Origin of the sequence: Streptomyces sp. NPDC005195, assembly GCF_040608315.1 — a bacterium.
Lineage (GTDB): Bacteria > Actinomycetota > Actinomycetes > Streptomycetales > Streptomycetaceae > Streptomyces > Streptomyces kaempferi.
In genome coordinates, this window is the sequence record NZ_JBEXHZ010000001.1 from 129,463 (window position 1) to 149,223 (window position 19,761).

16 protein-coding genes and 1 pseudogene are annotated in these 19,761 nt (G+C 72.3%); 2 read left to right on the forward strand and 15 right to left on the reverse strand.

Features of this window, described 5'->3' with window-relative positions; all coding sequences use genetic code 11:
• Positions 1–136 precede the first annotated feature (136 nt).
• Positions 137–1,078 carry a 2-hydroxyacid dehydrogenase gene (locus ABZV34_RS00565; protein ID WP_356270055.1) on the reverse strand — a complete coding sequence of 314 codons (942 nt, stop codon included), beginning with the start codon at positions 1,076–1,078 and terminating at the stop codon, positions 137–139.
• 76 nt (positions 1,079–1,154) lie between these two features.
• Here ABZV34_RS00565 and ABZV34_RS00570 point away from each other — a divergent pair, with 76 nt between their 5' ends.
• A complete protein-coding gene (locus ABZV34_RS00570; protein WP_356270057.1) occupies positions 1,155–2,168 on the forward strand; it encodes an aldo/keto reductase in 1,014 nt (337 codons plus the stop codon).
• Positions 2,169–2,236: 68 nt separating this feature from the next.
• Positions 2,237–3,454 carry a PQQ-dependent sugar dehydrogenase gene (locus ABZV34_RS00575; protein WP_356270059.1) on the forward strand — a complete coding sequence of 406 codons (1,218 nt, stop codon included), beginning with the start codon at positions 2,237–2,239 and terminating at the stop codon, positions 3,452–3,454.
• A gap of 10 nt (positions 3,455–3,464) precedes the next feature.
• Here the strand turns inward: ABZV34_RS00575 and ABZV34_RS00580 are convergent, their stop codons facing one another.
• The 14 genes and pseudogenes from ABZV34_RS00580 to ABZV34_RS00645 form a co-directional block, all read right to left on the reverse strand.
• Complete coding sequence (locus ABZV34_RS00580) at positions 3,465–3,683, reverse strand: DUF6191 domain-containing protein (protein ID WP_356270061.1); 219 nt, start codon at positions 3,681–3,683, stop codon at positions 3,465–3,467.
• A 38-nt stretch (positions 3,684–3,721) separates the two neighbouring features.
• Positions 3,722–6,835: an AAA family ATPase gene (locus ABZV34_RS00585; RefSeq protein WP_356270063.1), complete on the reverse strand. Its 3,114-nt coding sequence runs from the start codon at positions 6,833–6,835 to the stop codon at positions 3,722–3,724.
• A 176-nt stretch (positions 6,836–7,011) separates the two neighbouring features.
• On the reverse strand, positions 7,012–7,212 hold the full coding sequence (locus tag ABZV34_RS00590; protein WP_356270065.1) for a hypothetical protein: 201 nt from the start codon (positions 7,210–7,212) through the stop codon (positions 7,012–7,014).
• Between the two features lie 174 nt (positions 7,213–7,386).
• Positions 7,387–7,992 carry a hypothetical protein gene (locus ABZV34_RS00595; protein ID WP_356270067.1) on the reverse strand — a complete coding sequence of 202 codons (606 nt, stop codon included), beginning with the start codon at positions 7,990–7,992 and terminating at the stop codon, positions 7,387–7,389.
• Positions 7,993–8,089: 97 nt separating this feature from the next.
• Positions 8,090–8,492: pseudogene (locus ABZV34_RS00600) on the reverse strand (GNAT family protein).
• A gap of 215 nt (positions 8,493–8,707) precedes the next feature.
• Positions 8,708–10,225: an Asp-tRNA(Asn)/Glu-tRNA(Gln) amidotransferase subunit GatB gene (gene gatB, locus ABZV34_RS00605; protein ID WP_356270069.1), complete on the reverse strand. Its 1,518-nt coding sequence runs from the start codon at positions 10,223–10,225 to the stop codon at positions 8,708–8,710.
• Positions 10,226–10,241: 16 nt separating this feature from the next.
• Positions 10,242–10,484: a hypothetical protein gene (locus ABZV34_RS00610; RefSeq protein WP_153288465.1), complete on the reverse strand. Its 243-nt coding sequence runs from the start codon at positions 10,482–10,484 to the stop codon at positions 10,242–10,244.
• Positions 10,481–11,986 (reverse strand): Asp-tRNA(Asn)/Glu-tRNA(Gln) amidotransferase subunit GatA, encoded by a 1,506-nt coding sequence (gatA, locus tag ABZV34_RS00615; RefSeq protein WP_356270071.1) that lies wholly within the window; start codon positions 11,984–11,986, stop codon positions 10,481–10,483. The genes ABZV34_RS00610 and gatA overlap by 4 nt, the downstream gene beginning before the upstream one ends.
• Before the next feature lie 5 nt (positions 11,987–11,991).
• The gene (gene gatC / locus ABZV34_RS00620; RefSeq protein WP_010984178.1) at positions 11,992–12,288 is read right to left on the reverse strand and encodes an Asp-tRNA(Asn)/Glu-tRNA(Gln) amidotransferase subunit GatC; all 297 of its coding nucleotides are present in this window, start codon (positions 12,286–12,288) and stop codon (positions 11,992–11,994) included.
• A gap of 318 nt (positions 12,289–12,606) precedes the next feature.
• Positions 12,607–14,838, reverse strand: a complete 2,232-nt coding sequence (locus ABZV34_RS00625) for a bifunctional diguanylate cyclase/phosphodiesterase (protein WP_356270072.1) — start codon at positions 14,836–14,838, stop codon at positions 12,607–12,609.
• Positions 14,839–15,110: 272 nt separating this feature from the next.
• Positions 15,111–17,306 (reverse strand): NAD-dependent DNA ligase LigA, encoded by a 2,196-nt coding sequence (gene ligA / locus ABZV34_RS00630; protein ID WP_356270074.1) that lies wholly within the window; start codon positions 17,304–17,306, stop codon positions 15,111–15,113.
• Between the two features lie 15 nt (positions 17,307–17,321).
• The gene (locus ABZV34_RS00635; RefSeq protein WP_356270076.1) at positions 17,322–18,329 is read right to left on the reverse strand and encodes a methionine synthase; all 1,008 of its coding nucleotides are present in this window, start codon (positions 18,327–18,329) and stop codon (positions 17,322–17,324) included.
• Between the two features lie 183 nt (positions 18,330–18,512).
• The gene (locus ABZV34_RS00640; protein WP_356270078.1) at positions 18,513–19,211 is read right to left on the reverse strand and encodes an SDR family oxidoreductase; all 699 of its coding nucleotides are present in this window, start codon (positions 19,209–19,211) and stop codon (positions 18,513–18,515) included.
• 7 nt (positions 19,212–19,218) lie between these two features.
• On the reverse strand, positions 19,219–19,758 hold the full coding sequence (locus ABZV34_RS00645; protein WP_356270080.1) for a TIGR00730 family Rossman fold protein: 540 nt from the start codon (positions 19,756–19,758) through the stop codon (positions 19,219–19,221).
• Positions 19,759–19,761 lie beyond the last annotated feature (3 nt).

The window sequence follows — 19,761 nt, forward strand, 5'->3', positions numbered from 1 at the left end:
CGATACACCAGTCTCGTCACTCAGGGACATAGTTCCTCTACGCTCCGTAACGACCAGCGGAGATGCGGACACGACCCGCATTCGGGGGAATGCGGAGAGTGTCACCCGTCCGGGCGCAGCCGCGGACGGCGGCGCGTTACGTGCCCGTGGTGAGGACCACGTTGCCGAGCGGCTCCCGGTTCACGAAACGATTCAACTGCGTGACCAGCAGCCGCTCGGCGCGCGGCAGGAACGCGGACGTCGGGCCGCCGACGTGGGGGCTGATGAGCACGCCGGGCGCCTGCCACAGGGGGTGCCCCAGGGGCAGCGGCTCGGGATCGGTGACGTCCAGGGCCGCGGTGAGCCGTCCGCTGTCCAGCTCGGCGAGCAGGGCCTTGGTGTCGACGACGGGGCCGCGGGCGACGTTGACCAGGAGCGCGCCGTCCTTCATACGGGCCAGGAAGTCGGCGTCCACCAGGCCGCGCGTGCTGTCGGTGAGGGGCGTGGACAGCACCACGACATCGGCTTCGGGGAGCAGCGCGGGCAGTTCCGTGAGTGGGTGCACCGGACCGCGCGCCGTGGTGCGCTCAGAGCGCGCGACGCGCGCCACCCGCGCCACCTCGAAGGCCACGAGCCGGTCCTCGATCGCGGACCCGATAGACCCGTACCCCACGATCAGGACGGACTTGTCGGCCAGCGCCGGACGGAACCCGGAGCGCCACTCCCCCTTGTCCTGGGCACGTACGAAGTCGGGGATGCCCCGCAGCGAGGCGAGGATCAGGGCGAGGGCGAGTTCGCTGGTGCTCGCCTCGTGCACCCCGCGGGCGTTGCACAACTGCACCCCGGGACGCAGGGACTTCAGGCTCGGCTGGACGTGGTCGACTCCGGCCGAGAGGGTCTGCACGGCCTGCAGGGAGGTCATTTCGGCCATCGGCCGCCGGCCGACGGCGGGCGGCTTCATGTACGGCACGACATAGAAGACGCAGTCGGCCGGGTCCGCGGGAAACTCCTGGCCACCGTCCCAGAAGCGGTAGTTGAGGCCCTCGGGCAGGCCCTTGATCTCGTCGGCGTGAAAGGGGAGCCACACATCGGAAGTCATGCTCAGGAGGCTATGTCAGGCAGCGGGACGTACAGAGGTTAGGTTGGGGTGGCAGGAGAGGGAGGGTTACGGCCAGGTGGAGCGCAGGACGATCGGCGCGGCGACGCTCGATGTGGGGGCGGTCGGGCTCGGGTGCATGCCGATGAGCTGGGCGTACACCGGTTCGCGGCAGCGCGGTGAGGAGTCGCTGCGCACGGTGCACACGGCCCTCGACCTGGGGTCGACACTGCTCGACACGGCGGACATGTACGGGCCCTTCACCAACGAGCTGCTGGTGGGCCGGGTGCTGCGGGAACGACGTCCGGAGGCCTTCGTGTCGACGAAGGTGGGGTTGCTGGCGGGCGAGCAGCACATCGTGGCCAACGGGCGTCCCGGTTATGTGCGGCGGGCCTGCGACGCGTCGTTGCGCCGGCTGCAGACCGACGTGATCGACCTCTACCAGCTGCACCGCGCGGACCCCGAGATTCCGGTCGAGGAGACCTGGGGCGCGATGGCCGATCTGGTGGCGGCCGGAAAGGTGCGTTCGCTCGGGCTGTGCGCGGTCGGCGCCCGTTCCGCCCGCCGCCCGGGGGCGCGACCGTACGACGGGCGGCTGCACGACGGAACGATCCGGCAGCTGGAGCGGGTGCAGCAGGTCTTCCCGGTGAGCGCGGTGGAGGCCGAGCTGTCGGTGTGGTCGACGGAGGCGCTGGACGCGCTGCTGCCCTGGTGCGCCGCGCGCGGCGTGGGGTTCCTGGCGGCGATGCCGCTCGGCAACGGTTTCCTGACCGGCACGCTGACGCCCGGCGGGGGCTTCGAGCCCGACGACGTGCGCGCCCGCCATCCCCGTTTCACGGCCGAGATGATGGCCGCCAACCAGCCGATCGTCGCCGGGCTGCGGCGGGTGGCCCGGCGGCACGGCGACGGGGTCACTCCCGCGCAGGTGGCGCTGGCCTGGGTGCTGTCCCAGGGCCGGCACGTGGTTCCGGTGCCGGGGGCCAAGCGGGCGCGGTGGGCGGCGGAGAACGCGGGGGCGGCCGGGCTGCCGCTGACGGCGGAGGATCTGGCGGAGGTCGCGGGGCTGCCCGGGGCGCAGGGGTCGTGGGACTGACACCTCCCACGGCCGGCGCTCGCGCATCGGGTGTCCCTGATCGGGAACCCGCGGGACGCGAGCGGTGTATGAACAGTAGGACCGCCACGTCGAAGGGACCTCTGATCGTGCAACGTCGAGTGGTGAAGGCCGCGTTGGCCGCGGCAGCGCTGGTGGTGACGGCCGGCTGTTCCTCCGGCGGCTCGGGGAGCGGATCGCCGGTCGGCGGCCTGGACCCGTCGTCGGACGGCCGGGTGACGGGATCGGGGCCGTCGGGGCCGTCGGGGCCGTCGACCGAGACGGCCGCGCCCGCCAAGGGCTCGGTGAAGGTGGTGCGTACCGTCACCGAAGGCCTGAAGTCGCCCTGGGGCCTTGCGCCGCTGCCGGAGGGTGGCCTGCTGGTGTCCTCACGGGACGAGGGGACGATCACCCGGGTGGACGAGAAGACCGGAAGGACGACGGAGCTGGGCCAGGTACCGGGAGTGGCCCCCGCCGGGGAGGGCGGCCTGCTCGGTATCGCGCTCTCCCCCGCCTACGCCTCGGACCACATGGTCTACGCGTACTTCACGACGGCGTCGGACAACCGGATCGTCCGCATGTTGTACGACGCGAAGAAGCCGCCCGGCGAGCAACTGGGCGCGCCGGACACGATCTTCAAGGGCATCCCCAAGGGAGTGATCCACAACGGCGGCCGGATCGCCTTCGGACCGGACGGGATGCTGTACGCGGGAGCGGGCGAGACGGGCTCCCGGGGTCTGGCCCAGGACAAGAAGGCGCTGGGCGGCAAGATCCTGCGGATGACGCCGGACGGGGATCCGGCGCCGGGCAACCCCTTCGCCGGCTCGGTCGTGTACTCGTACGGGCACCGCAACGTACAGGGTCTCGCCTGGGACGACAGACAGCGCCTGTGGGCCTCCGAGTTCGGGCAGGACACCTGGGACGAGCTGAACCAGATCAAGCCGGGCGACAACTACGGCTGGCCGGTGGTCGAGGGCAGGAGCGACGACCCGAAGTACCACAACCCGGTCGCCCAGTGGCACACCGCCGACGCCTCACCCAGCGGCATCGCCTATGCCGAGGGTTCCCTCTGGATGGCGGGGCTGAAGGGCGAGCGTCTGTGGCGGGTCCCCCTGGAGGGCACGCGGGCCGCCGCCGCACCGCAGTCCTTCCTGAACGGCAGGTACGGGCGGCTGCGCACGGTGGTCTCGGCGGGTGGTGACAAGCTCTGGCTGGTCACCAGTGAGACGGACGGACGAGGCAGCCCCGGGAAGGGGGACGACCGGATCCTGGAGCTGGAGGTGAAGTAGGTCCGCGGCCTCAGGGTTCGTCCGGCTCGGACACGGGCTCCTCCGCCGGGTCCGCCGCCCCGCGTTCCCGCTCCGGCGGCCGTACGACCACCTTGCCCGAGGACAGGTCTATGGGGCCGCGGCCCGGATCACCGTCGTTCAGGTCCACGCGGGTCAGTTCGAGCCGTTTGCGTTCGTCGTCGGTGTGCTTGCGGCCTGGTGCGAAGATCTCCTCGAACATGTTGAACACGGCGCCTCCCTCGGCCCGGGTCCCTGCCAGCGTATGCCTCAGCCCGCCGTCGGGGCAGTGGGGGTCTCCTGGGGGAACAGCCGGAGCCGATGGGCCAGTGCCGCCGCCTCTCCCCGCCCCGAGACGTCGAGCTTGGCGAGGATGTTCGACACATGGACGCTGGCGGTCTTCGGGGAGATGAAGAGTTCCTCGGCGATCTGGCGGTTGGTGCGGCCGGCCGCGACCAGGCGCAGCACGTCGCGCTCACGGCTGGTGAGGCCGAGGGCCTGGGCCGGATCGCCGGGAGTCGGAGCGTGCGGCCCGGGGGCCCTGCCCAGGGCGAGGCGGGCCCGCTGGGCGAGCAGCGCCACGGCGTCGGCGAGGGGGCGGGCACCGAGGTGGTCGGCCGCCGCCCCGGCCAGCCGCAGGAGCTCGGTGGCGCGTGCCCGCTCGTCCTCGTCGGCGCCCGCGGCCAGCAGGGAGTCGGCCAGGCGGTGACGGACGCGGGCGAGGTCGTAGGGGCGTTCCAGGCATTCGAAGGCCGCGACCACCTCGGCCCACTCGTGCGGGTCGGACACGCCCTCGGCGCGCCGGAGTTCGGCGCGCACCCACCGCTCGTACGCGTGCCAGAGAGGCACTCCGGTGGCCAGCGTCCTGGCGGCCTCCCGGAGGGCCCGCACGGTCCTGTCGCGCCCCGCCTCCGCGGCGGGCAGTCCGCGGGCGTCGGCCTCCGCGGTGGCGGCGGCGAGCAGCAGGGGCCAGCCGTAACGCTGGGTGCCGGGTGGGAAACCCGCCTCCAGCGCCTGATCCAGCGCGGTGCGGGCGTCGAGGAGGCGGCCCTCGCCCGCGGCGATACGGATCGTGCTGCGCACCAGCGGCAGGGCGTGCTGCGGCATGGGGTCATGGGTGCCGAAGTGGGCGCGGGCGACGTCCAGTTGACGTGCCGCCTCGGCGACGTCGCCGCGGTCGAGGACGAGGTCCGCCAAGCGGGTGGCGCCGCTGCCGGACGGTTTGCCGCTGGCTCCCACGCCCAGGGCGTTGCGTGCCGCCTCGACGGCTTCGTCCCACCGGCCGAGTGAGCAGAGCGACTCCGCGAGGTTGCCCCACACCCAGGCCTCGGTGTCCAGCAGGCCGTTCTTCCGGGCGAGTTCGGTGCCCTGCCGCAGGATCGGGACGGCCTCGCGGGAGCGGCCGACCGACTCCAGGTGGGACGGCAGATTGATGTGGAGGCGTCCCGCGACGACGGACCCGCCGTGCGGCGGAACCTGCTCCTTGACCTCGTACATCTCCGTGATGCCCGCCTCGATGTCCCCCGCGTCGACCATGAGACCGCCGAGGGTGAGCCGGGCGTTCAGCTCGATGTCCCGGGCGCCGACCATACGCGCGTACTCCACGGCGCGCTCGGCGGCGAAGAGGGCGCCGGGGCCCGGTTCGTGCAGCATGCACCAGGCGGCGACCAGGGACAGCACCTCGGCGTGCACCTCCGACGGGGGCAGGCCGCGTACCAGGTCCCGGGCGGTGGCGAGTTCGTGCCACCCGTCGCCGCGGGCCTGCGCCGTGATCAGCCGGGAGCGCTGGACCCAGAACCAGGCGGCGCGCAGTGGATCGCTCTCGTCCTCCAGGACGCGCAGCGCCCGTTTGGTGATCTTCAGGGCGCGTTCGCGCTCCCCCGACAGCCGGCCGGCGACGGCGGCCTCGGCCATCAGGTCGAGATAGCGCAGAGGTGCCGGGACCTGCGGGGACGTCGGATGCCCCTGGGCGGCCGGGTCCTGGCCGCAGGGCGGGAACACCTCCACGTAGTCGACGGGGCGCAGGGCGGCCCGTACGGCTTCCGGGGCGACCTCCCACAGTTCCATGGCCCGTTCCAGGAGCCGGAGCTGTTCGGAGTGGGCATGCCGGCACCGGGCGTCGACGGAGGCGTCGAGGACGGCGGGCAGGGCCTTGGCCGCGTCGTGCGCGTGGTACCAGTAGCTGGCCAGGCGGGTGGCGCGCTCGTCGGCCGGTACGAGCGCGGGGTCGGCCTCCAGGGCTTCGGCGTAGCGCCGGCTGTAGCGGGAGCGCTCGCCGGGCAGCAGGTCGTCGCTGACGGCCTCGCGGACCAGGGAGTGACGGAAGCGGTAGCCGTCGCCACCGGGTGAGGCGAGCAGGATGTTGGCGCCGACGGCGGCGCGCAGCGCCTCGATGAGGTCGTCCTCGGCGAGCCGGGCCACGGCGGCGAGCAGCCGGTACTCGACGGTGGAGCCGCCCTCGGCGACGATCCGGGCGACGCGCTGGGCGCTCTCGGGCAGCGCTTCGACGCGTACGAGGAGGAGGTCGCGCAGCGAGTCCGTGAGGCCGGTGGGACAGCCCTGGTGGGCGGCGACGGCGAGTTCCTCGACGAAGAACGCGTTGCCGTCGGAGCGTTCGAAGATGTCGTCGACCTGGGCCGGGTCGGGTTCGTGGGCGAGGATTCCGGCGATCTGGCGGCCGACCTCGGCGCGGGTGAAGCGGCCGAGTTCGATACGGCGGACGGTGCGCAGACGGTCCAGTTCGGCCAGAAGCGGGCGCAGGGGGTGGCGGCGGTGGATGTCGTCGGCGCGGTACGTGGCGACGACGACGAGGCGTCCGCTGCGCAGCGTGCGGAAGAGGTAGGCCAGCAGGTGGCGGGTGGAGGCGTCGGCCCAGTGCAGGTCCTCCAGGGCGACGACGACCGTGCGGTCGGCGGCTAGGCGTTCCAGGAGGCGGGCGGTGAGTTCGAAGAGGCGGGCCATGCCCTCCTCGTCGGGCCGTCGGCCGCGGTCGGTCTCCGCCAGCTCGGGGAGCAGCCGTGCCAGCTCGTCCTCCTGGCCGGCGGCGGCCGCGGCGAGCTCGTCCGGGAGCAGGCGGCGCAGGGCGCGCAGAGCGGTGGAGAAGGGGGCGAAGGGCAGTCCGTCGGCGCCGATCTCGACACAGCCGCCGCATACGACGACGGCGCCCTCGCGGGCGGCCACGGTGGCGAACTCCTCGATCAGGCGGGTCTTTCCGACCCCGGCCTCGCCGCCGAGGAGCAGCGCCTGCGGTTCGCCTCCGGTGCGCGACGCCCGGGAGCCGCTGCCGCCGGCGGCGCGGGCGAGCGCCTCGCGCAGGACGCCCAGTTCGTCCGCGCGGCCGACGAACACGGGGCTGACGGATCTGGTCTCCACGGGCCCGAGCATCGCACAACGGTCCGCGGCAGCGGCACTGGTTATCGGGCGGCCGGCCATCGGTGCCGGGCCGGGTGCGGTGAGAGTGGCGAGCGCGCTCCCGGGAGGCCGGCGGACCCCCGTACGGCCGGCCTCCCCCGGAGTCCGAGGGGGGCCGCCGGCGCGGGCGGCCTCCTTCGGCCCGGCGTTCACGCGGCGCGGGTGAACCGGTGCCGGCGGGGGCGCGGGCTGTGCGCCTGCTCCTCCGTGTCGTTCCGGCCGGACTCGCGCGCGGCGGTGCGACGGCGGTCGGCACGGCGGGCGCGGAGGGCCTCCTGCGCCAGTCGGTGGTTCTGCGCCTCGCGGATCAGCTCGGCGGATCGGATCTGGTGGAGCTCGAACTCGAACATGTCGTACCCCTCGTGAAGAGCCGGTTTCGGCCTCGCTCTGTGCGATGCCTCAACCTTCGTCTCCCAGGGGGGTGCGTCACATCGGGAGAGTGCCGCATCTTGCGCACGCGAAGGGCCTTAGAGCGGCGGCAGGTCACCCGCGCCGGCCCTAAGGCCCCTCAGAGGTACGGAGGTTCACTTGGTGGAGGGCAGTCCGAGGATGATGTCGGAGTACTTGGCGACCGCGAGCACGAGGCCGACGACGCCGAGCGAGACACCCGCCCAGGCGACGGACTTGATCCAGGCGGCCTGCGGCTTGCCGGGCGCCCCGAAGGCGGGCCGGGCCAGGACCACGACGCCGACGATCAGCGCGGCCAGCGCGAAGAGGCCGCCGACGAGCGCGGTGGTCGCCCAGGCGTCGCCGTAGACCTCCTTGACCTGCGTGGCGACGGTCGCGGACGACGAGGTCTGCAGCTGTCCGACCAGGGTCTCGCGGGCGGCGGCCACGGTGGCGACCCAGCTGCCGGTGAGGGACACGATGCCGAGTCCGGCGGAGACGACGGCGGCGGCGCCCAGGCCGACGCCGGGGGCGTCCTTCTCCCCGGCCGCGGGGAGGTCCTCGTCCGCCGGAGCGTCGGCCTCGGTGTCGTCCAGCTCCTCGGCCTCGGCTTCGGCTCCCGTCACGGCCGCGCTGTCGGGCGTCTCCTCCGTGCCGGTGCCGGTGCCGTCCACGGTCTCCTTGTCGCTCTTCGCCTCGGTGCCGTTCGCGTCCACGGCTTCGTCAACTGTCTTGGTTCCCATGTCCCGCACGGTACGGACGAAGTCTGAGAAGTCTCTTAATGATCCCTGTGCCCGCCGGTAACGATCGGCGTACACGTACGTGACCGTCAGGCAACGCTCAGTCGCTCGTCCGCGCGCGCGTCGCCCGCCAGTCGAGCGCGAGCACCGACCAGACCTCCATGTCGTGGCGTACGCCCCGGTAGGGGAAGCGCTCCCGCAGCACCGCGTCCCGGGTCATCCCCAGCCGCCGGGCGCCGTTCACACTCGGCTCGTTCGCCGAGGCGGCGATCCACTCCACCCGGTGGATCCCGCGTTCCTCGACGGCCCAGTCGATGAGCAGTCGCATCGCGCGTGTGACCAGGCCCCGTCCGCTACCGGCGGGTTCCAGCCAGCAGCCGACCTCGCAGTTGCCCTGGGCCGCGTCGAAGTTCAGGGTCCAGATGAGCGAGGAACTCCTCGGCGTGCCAGGGCTCCAGGGGGCGCAGCTCCGCGCCGTCGTCACCCAGGGATATCGCGTACATCCTGCTGCTGTTCCTTGTCCGTTGTGTCCGCCGGTTCCGTGTCCGTCGCGGCGGCCGGTCCCTCATGGGGGGTACGGCACTCCGGCGCCGGGTCGCCGGAACCGGGCCGCCGACGCCGGTCGAGCCGGTGGATCCGCCCCGCCGGGGTCCCACGACAGGCCTGGGGGGACGCACCGGGCCCGGTGCGTCCCCCCAGGTGGGTGGTGTGCGGACGGTCAGCCTTCGCTGACGCCCAGCTTCTCGAGGATGAGCTCCTTGACGCGGGCCGCGTCTGCCTGACCCCGGGTGGCCTTCATGACCGCGCCGACCAGGGCGCCGGCCGCGGCCACCTTGCCGCCGCGGATCTTGTCCGCGACACCCGGGTTGCCGGCGATGGCCTCGTCGACGGCGGCGGTCAGCGCGCCCTCGTCCGAGACGACCTTGAGACCGCGCTTGTCGACGACCTCGTCCGGGGTCCCCTCGCCCGCGAGCACGCCCTCGATGACCTGACGGGCGAGCTTGTCGTTCAGGTCTCCGGAGGCCACGAGCTGCGTCACCCGGGCGACCTGCGCCGGGGTGATGGGCAGGTCCTCCAGGGCCTTGCCCGACTCGTTGGCGCTGCGGGCCAGTTCGCCCATCCACCACTTACGGGCGGACGCGGCGTCCGCGCCGGCCTCGATCGTGGCGACGATCGCGTCGATGGCACCGGCGTTGAGGATCGACTGCATGTCGTGGGCGCCGACGCCCCACTCCTCGCGCAGCCGGTTGCGGCGGGCCAGCGGCTGCTCGGGCAGACCCCCGCGCAGCTCCTCGACCCAGTCGCGGGACGGGGCGACGGGGACGAGGTCGGGCTCCGGGAAGTACCGGTAGTCCTCGGCCTCCTCCTTCACGCGGCCCGAGGTCGTGGACCCGGTGTCCTCGTGGAAGTGGCGCGTCTCCTGGATGATCGTGCCGCCGGAGTTCAGCACCGCGGCGTGGCGCTGGATCTCGAAGCGGGCGGCGCGTTCCACCGAACGCAGCGAGTTGACGTTCTTCGTCTCGGAGCGCGTGCCGAACTTCTCGCGGCCGTGCGGGCGCAGCGACAGGTTCACGTCGCAGCGCATCTGCCCCATCTCCATGCGGGCTTCCGAGACGTCGAGCGCCTTGATGAGCTCGCGCAGCTCGGCGACGTACGCCTTGGCGACCTCGGGAGCACGCTCGCCGGCGCCCTCGATCGGCTTGGTGACGATCTCGATGAGGGGGATGCCCGCGCGGTTGTAGTCGAGCAGGGAGTGCGAGGCGCCGTGGATACGGCCGGTCGCGCCACCGACGTGCGTGGACTTGCCGGTGTCCTCTTCCATGTGGGCGCGCTCGATCTCCACGCGGAAGACCTCGCCGTCCTCCATCTGTACGTCGAGGTAGCCGTTGAAGGCGATCGGCTCGTCGTACTGGGAGGTCTGGAAGTTCTTCGGCATGTCCGGATAGAAGTAGTTCTTCCGGGCGAAGCGGCACCACTCGGCGATCTCGCAGTGCAGCGCGAGACCGATCTTGATGGCGGACTCGACGCCGGTCGCGTTGACGACGGGCAGCGAGCCGGGCATGCCGAGGCAGGTGGGGCAGGTCTGCGAGTTGGGCTCGGCGCCCAGCTCGGTGGAGCACCCGCAGAACATCTTGGTCTTGGTGCCGAGCTCGACATGGACCTCGAGGCCCATGACGGGGTCGTACGTCGCCAGGGCGTCCTCGTACGACACCAGCTCGTCGGTCGTGGTGGTCACGGTGAAAACTTCCCTCTCAGCCCAGCAGGACGTCGTCGTCGCCCAGGCGCTTGAGCTCCCGGTAGAGGATGGCGAGGCCGGTGACGATGGCGGCGGCGGACACGGCCGCGTCGATCAGGCGCAGCGTGTCGTGCTCCGTGCGGGCCTTCTTGGCCTGCTTGGCGACGCCGAGGGCCCCGAACGCGGTGGTCGCGATGGACAGGTACGTGCCGGACTTGGACTTCTTGAAGCCCTTGGCCTTGGTCAGAGCCTTACTCACAACGACGGAGCCTCCTCGATCAGCGGGTGCCCCCACCTTTCCACGAAGGCGGCCTCGACGGCGGCGCCGACCTTGTAGAGCCGGTCGTCCTTCATCGCGGGGGCGATGATCTGCAGACCGACCGGGAGGTTGTCCTCCGGCGCGAGACCGCAGGGCAGCGACATGGCCGCGTTGCCCGCCATGTTGGTCGGGATGGTGCACAGGTCCGCGAGGTACATCGCCATCGGGTCGTCGGCGCGCTCGCCGATCGGGAAGGCGGTGGTGGGCGTGGTCGGCGAGACGATCACATCCACCTGCTCGAACGACCTGTCGAAGTCGCGGGTGATGAGCGTACGGACCTTCTGCGCCGAGCCGTAGTACGCGTCGTAGTAGCCGGAGCTGAGCGCGTACGTGCCGAGCATGATGCGGCGCTTGACCTCGTCCCCGAAGCCGGCCTCGCGGGTGAGGGAGGTGACCTCCTCGGCGGAGCGCGTGCCGTCGTCCCCGACCCGCAGGCCGTAGCGCATGGCGTCGAAGCGGGCGAGGTTGGACGAGCACTCGGACGGCGCGATCAGGTAGTACGCGGAGAGCGCCAGGTCGAAGGACGGGCAGTCCAGTTCGACGATCTCGGCGCCGAGGTCCTTGAGCAGGGCGACGGCCTCGTCGAAGCGCTGCACGACACCGGCCTGGTAGCCCTCGCCGCGGAACTGCTTGACGACACCGACGCGCATGCCCGTGACCGAGCCGTTGCGGGCGGCCTCGACGACCGGGGGGACCGGCGCGTCGATGGAGGTCGAGTCGAGCGGGTCGTGCCCGGCGATGACCTCGTGCAGCAGCGCCGCGTCCAGGACCGTACGGGCACAGGGGCCGCCCTGGTCGAGGGAGGAGGAGAAGGCCACCATGCCGTAGCGGGAGACGCCGCCGTACGTGGGCTTGACGCCGACCGTGCCGGTGACGGCCGCGGGCTGGCGGATGGAGCCGCCCGTGTCCGTGCCGATGGCGAGCGGCGCCTCGAAGGAGGCGAGCGCGGCGGACGAGCCGCCGCCCGAGCCGCCGGGGACGCGGCTGAGGTCCCAGGGGTTGCCCGTGGGTCCGTACGCGCTGTTCTCGGTGGAGGACCCCATGGCGAACTCGTCCATGTTGGTCTTGCCGAGGATGACGACGTCGGCGGCCTTGAGCCGCTTGGTGACCGTCGCGTCGTAGGGCGGGATCCAGCCTTCGAGGATCTTGGAACCGACGGTGGTCGGGATGCCCTCGGTGGTGAAGATGTCCTTGAGGGCGAGGGGCACGCCGGCGAGCGGGCCGAGCTTCTCGCCGCGTTCCCGCTTCGCGTCGACGGCACGGGCCTGCGCGAGGGCACCCTCGCGGTCGACGTGCAGGAAGGCGTGCACCTTCTCGTCGACGGCCTCGATACGGGCGAGGTGGGCCTCGGTGACCTCGACGGCCGTGAGGTCGCCCGCGGCGATCCGCGCGGCGATCTCGGCCGCCGTCAGCCTGATGATGTTGACGTTGGTGTCCGTCATGGTGATTAGTCCTCCCCCAGGATCTGCGGCACCTTGAAACGCTGCTGCTCCTGGGCCGGGGCGCCGGAGAGCGCCTGCTCGGGGGTGAGCGACGGGCGGACCTCGTCCGCGCGCATGACGTTCGTCAGCGGCAGCGGGTGGGAGGTCGGCGGTACGTCTTGGTCGGCGACCTCGCTGACGCGGGCGACCGCGCCGATGATGTCGTCGAGCTGGCCGGCGAAGTGGTCGAGCTCTTCCGCCTTCAGCTCCAGACGCGCCAGCCGTGCGAGGTGGGCGACCTCCTCGCGCGTGATGCCAGGCATGCAGCGATCCTCTGGGTGAGAGTGTGTGGTTTGGCCCAATCCTATGGGGCCGGGGCCGATGCCCGCGCCCGGGTTTGCCCGGGAGCCCTTCAGGAGGGCGGGAGTGCGTGCCGGGGTGGGGGCGCCGGGGGGTGTGGGGGTGTCGGGTGTTGCGGGGGTGCTGGGGGGTGTGTCGGGCCGGCCGTGGCTGGGCGCGCGGTTCCCGCGCCCCTGGCGGGGGGCGGACGCCGGGTGAGGAGGGGACGCGGGAGAGGTCCACTTTCGAGTGACCTGTGCGGGTGGTGCGCGGGCGGGAGCGCGCCGCGGAACCGTCGGAGACTACTCCGCGGCCGGCAACGCGGCCCGCGGCCGCTGCCAGCCCCGCGACCCGCGCGCCAGCAACCACGCCGTGGCCTCGTCCGGCGGCATCGCGGCGGCGACCAGCCACCCCTGCACCGCGTCGCACCCGAGGTCCCGCAGCCGCTCCCACGTCTCGTCGTCCTCGACGCCCTCCGCGACGACCAGCAGCCCCAGCGAGTGCGCGAGGTCCACCGTGCAGCGCACGATCTCCGCGTCCTCGTTGTCGGTGGCGAGCCGCGCGACGAAGGACCGGTCGATCTTCAGTTCGCTGACGGGCAGCCGGCGCAGATGGACCAGTGAGGAGTACCCCGTGCCGAAGTCGTCCAGCGACATCTTGACCCCGTGCCCGGTCAGCCCGGCCAGGGTGTCCGCGGCGCGCTGCGGGTCCTCCAGCAGTACGTGTTCCGTTATCTCCAGCTGGAGGGCCGCCGCGGGAACCCCGTGCCGGGCGAGCCGGGCGGCGACCGCGCCGGCGAAGCCGGGGGTGTGCACGTCGCGCGGCGAGACGTTCACCGCGACCGGCACCCGCAGCCCCTGTGCCCGCCACCGGGCGACCTGCGCGAGGGCCGTCTCCAGCACGTACTCGGTGAGGTGGGGCATCAGCCCGGACGACTCGGCGATCGCGATGAACTCGTCGGGCGGGACCTTGCCCCGCTCGGGATGGACCCAGCGGACGAGTGCCTCGAGGCCGGCCACCTGTCCGTCGAAGCGGACCTTCGGCTGGTAGTGCAGTTCGACGTCACCGGCGTCCAGGGCCCGCCGCAGGTCCCCCAGCAGGCCGAGCCGGTCCGGTGTGTTCGAGTCCCGCTTGGACTCGTAGACCTCCACCCCCGTGCGGTCCCGCTTCGCCTGGTACATCGCCACGTCCGCCCGCCGCAGCAGTCCCTCCGCGTCGAGCGCGTGGTCGGGGAAGACGGCGAGTCCGGCGCTGGCCTCCAGGACGAGGGTGAGCCCGTCGAGGTCGAGCGGCGATCCGAGCGCGGCGACGAGACCGCGGGCCACCCGGGTGGCCGAGGTCGTGGAGTCGGCGACGGGCAGTAACACGGCGAACTCGTCACCGCCGAGCCGCGCCGCCTCCGCCCCGCGCGGCAGCGCCAGCCGCAGCCGTTCGGCTATCTGGAGCAGCAGCCGGTCCCCGGCGAGGTGCCCCAACGTGTCGTTCACGGAGCGGAAGCGGTCGAGGTCGATCAGCATCAACGCCGAACGCGCTCCTATGCGTTCGGCATCGTCCAGGGCCGCCCAGGTGCGTTCGAGCAGCCACTGCCGGTTGGGCAGCCCGGTCAGCGGATCGCGCAGTTGCTCCTCGGCCCGTATGCGAGCGATCCACAGCGTGGAGTCGAGCGCGATCAGGGGGATCGAGAACAGCGGCAGCAGCATGGGCTGCGCGACGGCGACCACACAGATCAGCGGCGCGATGCCGAGCAGGGCGACCGCGACGAGACCCTGCCGGACGAGGGCCGTACGGGCGGCGGTCGGCAGACCGCCGGTTCCCGGTGCGTGCAGGTGCCAGAGCAGGACGCGGGTGACGGCGAGATACGCGGCGGCGACCAGCACCACCTGGGGCGCGGCGTAGAAGTCCCAGCTCTGCGGGTTCCAGGGGGCCTCGACCGACGGCACCCGCCCGAACACGGCGAGGACCAGCGCTCCGGCGCCGATGCCGAGGATGTCGGCCGCGCCGTGCAGCACCCCCTGGCGCCAGCGGCCCCGGCGCGCGGCGCCGACCAGGACGACGACGGTCAGGCTGACCATCCCGGCGGCCACCCAGCCGTACAGCAGCAGGACCGCGAGGGTCAGGGCGGCGCCGGAGCCGGTGCCGCCCCACCAGCGGCCTCGGCCGAGGGCGACCAGATGACCGACGATGACGCCGGTCAGTACGGCCAGCGACCAGCCGACCGATCCGGACGGGAAGAGCGCGTGGTGGTCGCTGAACGCCCGGTAGAAACCGCCGCCGAGGGCGAGCGCGGCCAGGGCGACGACCGCGGCGGGCAGTGTGGGCCGGAAGGTGGGCCGTTCGGGATCGTGGCCGGGCAGGCCCGAGCCGCGGCCGGCGGTGTACCGGCCCCCGTTGGCGGCGGTGAAGGGTATGCGGTCCCGCTCCCCCGCGCCGGGGCGCGTCGACGACCGTCCCGTCCGGAGGCCCGCCATCCACGCGCCGGTCGTCCGGCGCAGGCGCAGCCGTACGTCCGGGGCGGCGCTCTCGGTCGGTTCCATTCCCGTCCCTCTCACAGCCGGCGGTGCCCACGCCACGCGACCCGTTGCCGGCGACAACCGCCAACGGCACCGCGTCTCAAGAACTCGTCCCCCGACTCGTCAGGAGCAGAGGATGCCCCAACCGCGGCCGGGCACGGCAGGCGCATACCTCAACAGTAGGCCGCAGAAGGCTTCCACGGGCAGCGGTCGACGACGGTTGCCCGAATGCGACCCGGCCACCCGTATGCATCTGATATGCGCCGAACGGGTGGCCTTCAACCCCTGCTCCCCACCTACTCCTCGGTCGGAAGCGCGGCTTCCGCGGCCGCCTCCGGTCCCTGTTCGAGCAGCACGGCGAAGCCGTCCTCGTTCAGAACGGGAACTTTGAGCTGCATGGCCTTGTCGTACTTCGATCCAGGATTCTCGCCCACTACGACAAAGGATGTCTTCTTCGAAACAGAACCGGTCACTTTCGCTCCCTGGCTCTGCAGGGCGTCCTTCGCGCCGTCACGCGTGTGGTGTTCGAGCGTGCCGGTGACGACGACGGTGAGTCCCTCGAGCGGGCGGGGGCCCTCGTCCTCGCCGGAACCCTCGTCCTCCATACGGACGCCCGCCGCCCGCCACTTGCGGATGATCTCGCGGTGCCAGTCCTCGGCGAACCACTCCTTGACCGAGGTCGCGATGATCCCGCCTACCCCGTCGACCGCGGCGAGTTCCGCCTCGGTGGCCTGCTCGACGCGGTCGATGGAACGGAACTCGCGGGCCAGCGCCTCGGCGGCCACCGGGCCGACGTGCCTGATGGAGAGGCCGTTGATGAAGCGGGCGAGCGGGCGGTTCCTCGCCTCGGCGATGTTGTCCAGCAGGGCGAGCGTGTTCTTCTTCGGCTCACCCTTCTGGTTGGCGAAGACCGTGACGACCTTCTCCTCACCGGTCTTCGGGTCCCGCTTGGGCAGTCCGCTGTCCTGGTCGAGGACGTACGCCTTGATGGGGAGCAGTTGCTCGGCCGTGAGACCGAAGAGGTCGCCCTCGTCGACGAGCGGCGGGGTGGCGGGCTCCAGCGGCCGGGTCAGCGCCGCGGCGGCCACGTTGCCGAAGTGCTCGATGTCGAGGCACTCCCGGCCCGCGAGGTAGGAGACCCGCTCTCTCAACTGGGCCGGGCAGCCGCGGCCGTTCGGGCAGCGCAGGTCGATGTCGCCTTCCTTCATGGCGCGCAGCGGCGTCCCGCACTCGGGGCACTCGGCGGGCATCACGAACTCCCGCTCGGTGCCGTCGCGGAGGTCCACGACCGGTCCGAGGATCTCCGGGATGACGTCGCCGGCCTTGCGCAGCACGACCGTGTCCCCGATGAGGACGCCCTTGGCCTTCACGACCTCCTGGTTGTGCAGGGTCGCGAACTCGACCTCCGAGCCCGCCACGGTCACCGGCTCGACCTGCGCGTACGGGGTGACGCGCCCTGTCCTGCCGACGCCGACCTTGATGTCGACCAGCTTGGTGTTGACCTCTTCCGGCGCGTACTTCCAGGCGATGGCCCAGCGTGGGGCGCGGGCCGTGGAACCGAGGCGGCCCTGGAGACGGATCTCGTCGAGCTTGACGACCACCCCGTCGATCTCGTGCTCCACGGAGTGCCGGTTCTCCCCGTAGTGGGCGACGAACTCCCGTACGCCGTCGAGGTCGTCGACCACCTTGGCGTACCGGGTGGTCGGCAGGCCCCAGGAGTGCAGCAGGTCGTACGCCTCGGAGAGGCGGGTCAGTCCCTCGAAGCCCTCCAGGGCGCCGATTCCGTGGACCACCATGTGCAGCGGCCGGCTCGCGGTGACGCGGGGGTCCTTCTGGCGCAGCGAACCCGCCGCCGCGTTGCGGGGGTTGGCGAACGGCTTGTCGCCGGCCTCCAGCAGACGGGCGTTGAGTTCCGCGAACTTGTCCATCGGGAAATAGACCTCGCCGCGGATCTCCACCAGGTCCGGGAAGTGGTCGCCCCGGAGGCGGTCCGGGATCTCCGCGATGGTCCGCGCGTTGGACGTGATGTCCTCGCCCGTACGGCCGTCGCCCCGGGTGGCCGCGCGGGTCAGACGGCCGTGCTCGTAGGTGAGGTTGACCGCGAGGCCGTCGACCTTCAGCTCGCACAGGAAGTGGTGCGCGGAGGCGCCGACGTCCTTCGCGACCCGCTCCGCCCAGGCGGCGAGCTCCAGGTCGCTGAAGGCGTTGTCCAGCGACAGCATGCGCTCGCGGTGCCGCACGGACGTGAACTCGGTCTCGTACGCGCCCGCGACCTTCTGGGTCGGGGAGTCGGGGGTGCGCAGCTCGGGATACCGCTCCTCCAGCGCCTCCAGGGAACGCAGCAGCTTGTCGAACTCCGTGTCGCTGACGACCGGCTGGTCCTTCACGTAGTAGCGGAAGCGGTGCTCCTCGATCTGCTCGGCCAGCCGCGCGTGCTGCTCGCGCGCCTCGGCGGGCAGGGGGTTGGGCTGTGCGTCCTTGTCGCCGGCCACCGTGTCGTCCTCCCGTTACTCTGGGTTGTCGGCGAGGGATCTCGCCGCCCGGACGCAGTGGGCGAGCGCCCGGCGCGCGTACTCGGGGGAAGCGCCCGCGAGTCCGCACGACGGAGTGACCGTGACGGCCTGCGCGAGAAGCCCCGGTTGCAGCCCCAGCCTGCGCCACAACGTCCTGACGCCCATGACGCTACCGGCAGGGTCCGACAACGGGCCGTCCGTACCGGGCACGACACCGGCGAGGAGCCGGGTGCCGCCCTCCACCGCCTCGCCGATCGCGTCGTCGTCACGTTCGGTGAGCAGGGAGAGGTCGAAGGAGATGCCCGCGACGCCCGCCCTGCGCAGCAGTTCGAACGGCACGTCGGGCGCGCACGAGTGCACCACGACCGGGCCGCCGGCGTGAACCCCCACGACGTCCCGCAGCGTCGACTCGACCAGTTGCCGGTCGACGGCGCGGTGGGTGCGGTACCCGCTCGCGGACTTCACGTGCCCGCGCAGGACGGCGATGAGCGAGGGTTCGTCGAGCTGCAGCACGACCTGGGCTCCCGGCACCCGGCGCCGTACCTCGTCGAGATGCGTGCGCAGGCCCTCGGCGAGCGAGCCGGTGAGATCGCGGCAGGCTCCGGGGTCGGACAGGACCGCCTCGCCGTTCCTCAGCTCCAGCGCGGCCGCCAGGGTCCAGGGGCCCACGGCCTGCACCTTCAGCGGCCCCTCGTACCCCTGCGTGCACTCCTCCAGCGCGTCGAGGTCCTCGCCCAGCCACGACCGGGCGCGCCGGGTGTCCCGCCCCGGCCGGTCCCCGATCCGCCAGCCGCTGGGCTCCACGCGCGCGTACAGGTCGACCAGCATGCCGGCCGTCCGCCCGATCATGTCGGCGCCGGGGCCGCGCGCGGGCAGTTCCGGCAGATGGGGGAAGTCGTCGAAGGACCCGGTGACGGTCCTGGCGGTCTCCCGCGCGTCACCGCCCGGCATGGACCCGACACCGGTGGCGGCACCGAACCCGAACTCGCTTTTTTCGCTCACCCGCGAAGCGTACGTAACCCTGCGGGGTGCGACGCGAGCGAGCCGGTGCGCACCGTGCGTCCGCGGCGTCCCACGCGCCGCTCCCAGGTGCCCCACGCGTCGCTCACCGGTGCGCCACGCGTCGCTCACCGGTGCTCCCCACGCGTCGCTCGACAGCCCCGCGCACCGCGTTGCGGGCCCGCGTCAGCGACCCGGTCGCACCGTCAGGTCGTTGACCTCCGCGTCGCGCGGCAGGTCCAGGGCCGTCAGGATCGTCGTCGCGACGGACTCCGGGTCGATCCACTTCGAGGCGTCGTACGGCTTGCCCTCCTGCTGGTGGACCTTGGCCTGCATGGGGCTCGCGGTACGGCCGGGGTAGACCGAGGTGACCCGGACCCCGTTGCCGTGCTCCTCCTGCCGCAGCGAGTCCGCGAGGGCCTTCAGACCGTGCTTGGAGGCGGCGTACGCGGACCAGTCGGCGCCCGCGCTGAGGCCGGCGCCGGAGTTCACGAAGAGCACGTGCCCCTGGGCGAGGCGGAGTTGGGGCAGGAAGTGACGGGTGAGCTCGGCGGGGGCGATCAGGTTGACGTTGAGCTGGTGGCGCCAGGACTTGGGGGTCAGCTCGCCGACCGGGCCGAGGTCCACCACGCCCGCGATGTGCAGGAGCGAGTCGACGCGGTCGGGCAGGGACTGGTGCGAGAACGCCCAGGAGAGCTTGTCCGGGTCCGCGAGGTCGCCGACCAGGGTCTTCGCCCCCGGGTACGCCGCGCCGAGCTCCTTCGCGCGACCCGCGTCGCGCGCGTGCAGCACGAGTTCGTCCCCGCGCGCGTGCAGCCGGCGGGCGACGGCCGCGCCGATGCCGGAACCGGCCCCGGTGATCAGATGTGTAGCCATGGACGCCATGCTCGCATCACCGGGTGCCCGCGCTCTCCTCCAGGTAGGCCAGCGCGCCCACCGGCTCCTCGGCGAAGAACACCAGGTCGATGAGCGGCCTCGGCAGGAATCCCTCGGCCTCCATGCGCCGGAACTGTTCCTTCAGGCCGTCGTAGAAGCCCGCCGTGTTCAGCAGGACCACCGGCTTGTCCGTCCGCCCGTGCTTCTTCAGTTCCAGGATCTCGGTCGCCTCGTCGAGCGTCCCCGTACCGCCGACCATCACCACCACCGCGTCGGCCTTCTCCAGGAGCAGCGCCTTGCGCTCGGCGAGGTCCCGGGCGATCACCATCTCGTCGGCACCCGCCCGCGCCCTGGCCGCCAGGAAGTCCACGGAGACGCCCACCAGCCGTCCGCCCGCCGCCTGGACGCCGTCGGCGACCACCTTCATGAGGCCGACGTCGGAACCGCCCCACACCAGGGTGTGGCCGCCCTTGCCGAGGAGTTCCGCGAACTCGCGCGCGGGGCCCGTGTAGCGGTCGTCGAGGTCGGCGGCGGAGAGGAAGACACAGATGTTCATGCG

Excerpts from the sequence above, each read along its gene's own strand:
- ABZV34_RS00575 (WP_356270059.1), top strand. The coding sequence starts at position 2,237 with ATGAACAGTAGGACCGCCACGTCGAAGGGACCTCTGATCGTGCAACGT.
- ABZV34_RS00645 (WP_356270080.1), bottom strand. The coding sequence starts at position 19,758 with ATGAACATCTGTGTCTTCCTCTCCGCCGCCGACCTCGACGACCGCTAC.
- gatC (WP_010984178.1), bottom strand. The coding sequence starts at position 12,288 with ATGCCTGGCATCACGCGCGAGGAGGTCGCCCACCTCGCACGGCTGGCG.
- ABZV34_RS00640 (WP_356270078.1), bottom strand. The coding sequence starts at position 19,211 with ATGGCGTCCATGGCTACACATCTGATCACCGGGGCCGGTTCCGGCATC.
- ABZV34_RS00590 (WP_356270065.1), bottom strand. The coding sequence starts at position 7,212 with ATGTTCGAGTTCGAGCTCCACCAGATCCGATCCGCCGAGCTGATCCGC.
- ABZV34_RS00565 (WP_356270055.1), bottom strand. The coding sequence starts at position 1,078 with ATGACTTCCGATGTGTGGCTCCCCTTTCACGCCGACGAGATCAAGGGC.
- ABZV34_RS00595 (WP_356270067.1), bottom strand. The coding sequence starts at position 7,992 with ATGGGAACCAAGACAGTTGACGAAGCCGTGGACGCGAACGGCACCGAG.
- ABZV34_RS00625 (WP_356270072.1), bottom strand. The coding sequence starts at position 14,838 with ATGGAACCGACCGAGAGCGCCGCCCCGGACGTACGGCTGCGCCTGCGC.
- gatA (WP_356270071.1), bottom strand. The coding sequence starts at position 11,986 with ATGACGGACACCAACGTCAACATCATCAGGCTGACGGCGGCCGAGATC.
- ABZV34_RS00585 (WP_356270063.1), bottom strand. The coding sequence starts at position 6,835 with ATGCTCGGGCCCGTGGAGACCAGATCCGTCAGCCCCGTGTTCGTCGGC.